The sequence below is a fragment of the Hydrogenivirga sp. 128-5-R1-1 genome, from assembly GCF_000171895.1.
Genome location: NZ_ABHJ01000056.1, coordinates 1 through 4,092 on the forward strand (window position 1 = coordinate 1; position 4,092 = coordinate 4,092).

Below are 4,092 nucleotides of genomic sequence, written 5' to 3' on the forward strand. Positions count from 1 at the left end.
GAGTATCTGCAAAGATATGAAGCTCTAAGGCAGATTTCCCCTCATAAAAGAAAGCTCAATGAGGTCCCACTCCACATAAATCAACAGGCAAAGTTAAAGAAATATTTGGTGTTGAAAATGCAGTTGCAGCAGTTGAGTTTACATTTGTTCCTCAACTTGCATTAATTGAGTTAAAGGGTATGCCTGTAGATAAAAATTTACTAAAAAATATGTTAACTGATATCCAAAGCAAATACCAGAGAATGTACATTGAATTTGTTAGAAATTACGGAGTTGACCCGTTTTCTCCCGCAAAAGTTTCAAACTGGCTGGTTAACAAAGTAGGCATAACTCTGCCCAAAACTCAGAAAGGAGCTTTATCATCTCAAGATAAAGCATTAAAAAAGTATGAGCATTTAAAAGAAGTAAGGCAGTTAATGGAGATAAGAACAACAAAAAAACTTTTAGATAAACTTAAAGAGTTAAATGAGCATACAAGAAATGACCCTTCTGACAGTGATACAGTCCGTATCCACAGCCAGTTTAGACAAATAGGAGCTCCGACAGGTAGAATGTCCTCTTCAAAGCCAAACCTTCAAAATATTCCTCCTGAACTTAGAGTTTTATTTAGACCTTCAAAAGGATATTCGATGATAGTTGCTGATTATTCTCAAATAGAGCTTAGAATCGCCGCAGAATATACAAATGATGAAGTCATGATAAATGCTTTTAAAGAAGGTAAAGACCTTCATAGATTTACAGCTTCATTAATAACAGGAAAATCTTATGAAGAAATTACAAAAGAAGAAAGACAGCTTGCAAAAGCAATAAATTTTGGTCTTATTTATGGTATATCTCCAAGGTCCTTAATGGAGTATGCAAGGAATAATTACGGCGTTGATATATCATTAAAGGAAGCTCAGGATTTTCATGATAAATTTTTCCAGCATTATAGGGGATTTAAAAAGTGGCATGAAGAAACAAAAGAAAAACTAAATAAACATAGACAGATAACTGTCCAATCTTTACTTGGTAGAAGGATGAAGGTAAGTAGATTTACAGATGCAGTTAATTATCCTATTCAGGCAAGTGGAAGTGATATGCTCAAAATGGCAGTAAACTTTTTTGGTATTTTGAAAAAAGACTTAAATGCATATATTGTAAACCTTGTCCACGATGAGATTATTGTTGAGGCAAAAGAGGATATAACAGTGCAGGCAAAAAATATTTTAGAAGAAAGTATGAAAAAGGCAGGGAAAATACTGCTTAAAAAAGTGCCTGTGGAATATGAGGCAAATATCGTTAAAAGCTGGGCTGAAAAATGATATTCATAAAAGATGAGGCTATAGTCCTGAGAAGTTCTTCATCAGGCACAAATGATTTATCAATTACGGTTTTTACAAAAGGTTTTGGTAAAGAAAATATATACATAAAAGGCGGTCAGATTTTAAAAAATATGTACCTTCCAAAACTTCAGCCTTTCAACTGGATAAAAGGCGTGTTTGTTAAGTATAAAGAAAAAACATTCATAAAAGAAATAGATGAAAATGTAAATCTTTCATATCCTTTTACAAAAGATTTAGATAAATTAGATACAGCTTTATGGATTTTACATATTTTTGATAAATTTACAATTTTTAATGATGAAAAACTTTATAGTCTGCTAAAAAATGCTCTTTATTACCTACAATTTACTGAAAATAAGTACTTACAAACCTATAAATTAACATTTTTAATAAAATACATAGCCCTTTATGGCATACTGCCAAGCTTTAACAAATGTGTAAAGTGCGGGGTAAAAATTAACAGGAAAAACTTTCAGGAATTTTCTTTTAAAAAAACAGGAAGTTTATGTAAAAAATGCAGTAAAAATAAAAAAACAGACCTTTCTTATGAGGAGCTTGTGCTTACTGCAAAACTGTTAAAACTAAAATTTAAAGACATAAATAAACAGGGATTAATAATCTCCCCTGTTTTGATTAAAAAATTTCAGGATTATCTTGAAAATCATTAAATATTCTGCACATTCTCCTCAAGAGAAATATTCTTTACCCAGTCTTTATTATCTAAATACCATTCAACTGTTCTTTTTAAACCTTCATCAATGTCAATTTCAGGTTTCCAGCCAAGTAATTTTTCTGCTTTTTCTATATCTGCCCATGTTTCCATCATATCCGCTTTATTAAAAGGCTTATAATCTATTTTTGCTTTTTTACCAAGTAAATTTTCTATTTTTTCTATTATTGTTTTTAAAGATATTGGATTCTTGCCACCACCAAGATTTATTATTTCATATCCAACTTCTTTTTCCATTGCAAGAATTGTTCCTTTTGCAATATCATCAACATAAGTAAAATCCCTTGCCTGAGAACCATCTCCAAAAAGTTTTATAGGAGTTCCTTCATCAATCCATTTTATAAATCTAAAGATACTCATATCAGGTCTTCCAGCAGGACCATATACTGTAAAGTATCTAACTACTGAAATGTCTATATCGTATAAATAGTGATAGGTATATGACATAACCTCAGCTGCTTTTTTAGATGCAGCATAAGGAGAAATAGGTGTGTTTACAGGCAGGTTTTCTTTAAATGGCATTGGCTGTCCTGCATATAGTGAAGAAGTTGAAGCAAGTACAAATTTTTTAACTGAATTTTCTTTCATAAGCTCAAGTAAATTTAAAGTTCCATGTGCATTTGTAGTTAAATAAACATGAGGATTTACTATTGAATACCTAACTCCTGCCCTTGCTGCAAGGTTTACAACATAATCAAAATTAAAGCTGTCAAATAAAACCTTTAATGCTCCTAAATTTTCAATATCTACATTAAAAAATTTAAAATTTTCATATTTTTCAAGCTGAGACTTTCTCCATTCTTTTAATCTTGGGTCGTAATAATTATTCATGTTGTCAATGCCAACTACCTTGTAGCCTTTTTCAAGTAAAAGCTGGGCTGTTTTCCAGCCTATAAATCCGGCAGCTCCTGTAAGTAAAACTGTTTTTGCTTGCACTTATCCACTCCTGATATAATTTTTTGTCATTTAAATTATATCATCAGGAGCTTTTTTAATTGAGAATACTGCAGGTTGTTGATGGATATGGCTGGGGTGGTACAAAAGAGCAGGTTTATTTGCTTACAAGAGAATTAAAAAAAAGAAACATTGACGTTGAAATAGCTCTTTCTTTTCAATATAAAGAAATGGTTGAAAAATTAAAACCTTATAATGTTAAAACCCATTTTTTTGAAAATCATATAAAAAATGCCAGATATAGATGGGAAAATTATAAAAGGTTAATAAAGATAATAGACAACGGAAATTTTAATATTGTAATAGCAAACTCTCCACATGCTTTTGATTATGTAAGAATTGCCAAGCTATTTTTAAAAACAAATCCTAAAATAATTAATGTTAAACGTTCAGGGAGAATTCCATCTTTTTTATCTAAATATCTTAAATACTCTGCTGCAGACAAAATTGTAGTTGTTTCAAAAAAAGTTAAAGAAAAACTTGAAAAAGAAAAATTTTTCCCAGAAAAGCTGATAACAATAGAAAGTGGCATTGAAATTAATAAATTTAAAAATGTAAACAAATTAAAAGAAGAAATAAGAAAAAATCTTAATCTTCCATTAAATGCAAAGATTTTTGTAAATGTAGCAAACTGGAATCCTGAAGTTAAGGCTCAAGACAAATTAATTGAAACTTTCTCTAAATTAAATTGTGATAACTGTTTTCTTTTATTGGTAGGACTGGAAACAGACATAAAGGCAAAAGAATTAGCTCAGAAATTTGGTATAGAAAATAAGGTTAGGGGGCTTGGCTTTAGGAAAGATATACCTGAAATTTTGCACGCATCGGACTTTTTTGTTTTATCTTCCAACTTAGAAGGAATAGCAGGAGCTTTGCTTCAGGCTATGGCATCAGGTAAAGTTGTACTATCTACGCTTGCAGGCGGAATAGATGAGTACTTAAAAGATGGATATAATGGTTTTTCGGTACCTGTAGGAGATTTTGATGCATTTAAAAATAAAATGCAGTTTTTACTGAATCTTTCAGATGAAGAGTATAAAAATACTGCTTCTAATGCTGTAAAAACGGCAGAAAATTATTCAA

The 4,092-nt window shown here is 30.7% G+C and carries 4 protein-coding genes; 3 read left to right on the forward strand and 1 reads right to left on the reverse strand.

Going from position 1 to position 4,092, the window contains the following annotated elements; translation table 11 throughout:
* Window positions 1–101: 101 nt before the first annotated feature.
* Both HG1285_RS05600 and recO read left to right on the forward strand, forming a co-directional pair.
* Window positions 102–1,304 carry a bifunctional 3'-5' exonuclease/DNA polymerase gene (locus tag HG1285_RS05600; RefSeq protein WP_083793089.1) on the forward strand — a complete coding sequence of 401 codons (1,203 nt, stop codon included), beginning with the start codon at window positions 102–104 and terminating at the stop codon, window positions 1,302–1,304.
* Window positions 1,301–1,993 carry a DNA repair protein RecO gene (gene recO, locus HG1285_RS18880; protein WP_008288356.1) on the forward strand — a complete coding sequence of 231 codons (693 nt, stop codon included), beginning with the start codon at window positions 1,301–1,303 and terminating at the stop codon, window positions 1,991–1,993. The genes HG1285_RS05600 and recO overlap by 4 nt, the downstream gene beginning before the upstream one ends.
* Here recO and HG1285_RS05595 read toward each other — a convergent pair.
* Window positions 1,990–2,991: an SDR family NAD(P)-dependent oxidoreductase gene (locus tag HG1285_RS05595; RefSeq protein ID WP_008288357.1), complete on the reverse strand. Its 1,002-nt coding sequence runs from the start codon at window positions 2,989–2,991 to the stop codon at window positions 1,990–1,992. The genes recO and HG1285_RS05595 overlap by 4 nt on opposite strands.
* A 59-nt stretch (window positions 2,992–3,050) precedes the next feature.
* On the opposite strand from HG1285_RS05595, the gene HG1285_RS05590 reads away from it, so the two are divergent.
* Window positions 3,051–4,092, forward strand: a 1,042-nt coding sequence (locus HG1285_RS05590; RefSeq protein ID WP_008288358.1) for a glycosyltransferase family 4 protein, incomplete at its 3' end; no start/stop codon positions are given.

What these genes read in the sequence shown, in the direction of transcription:
- recO (WP_008288356.1), top strand. Translation starts at nt 1,301, where the DNA reads ATGATATTCATAAAAGATGAGGCTATAGTCCTGAGAAGTTCTTCATCA.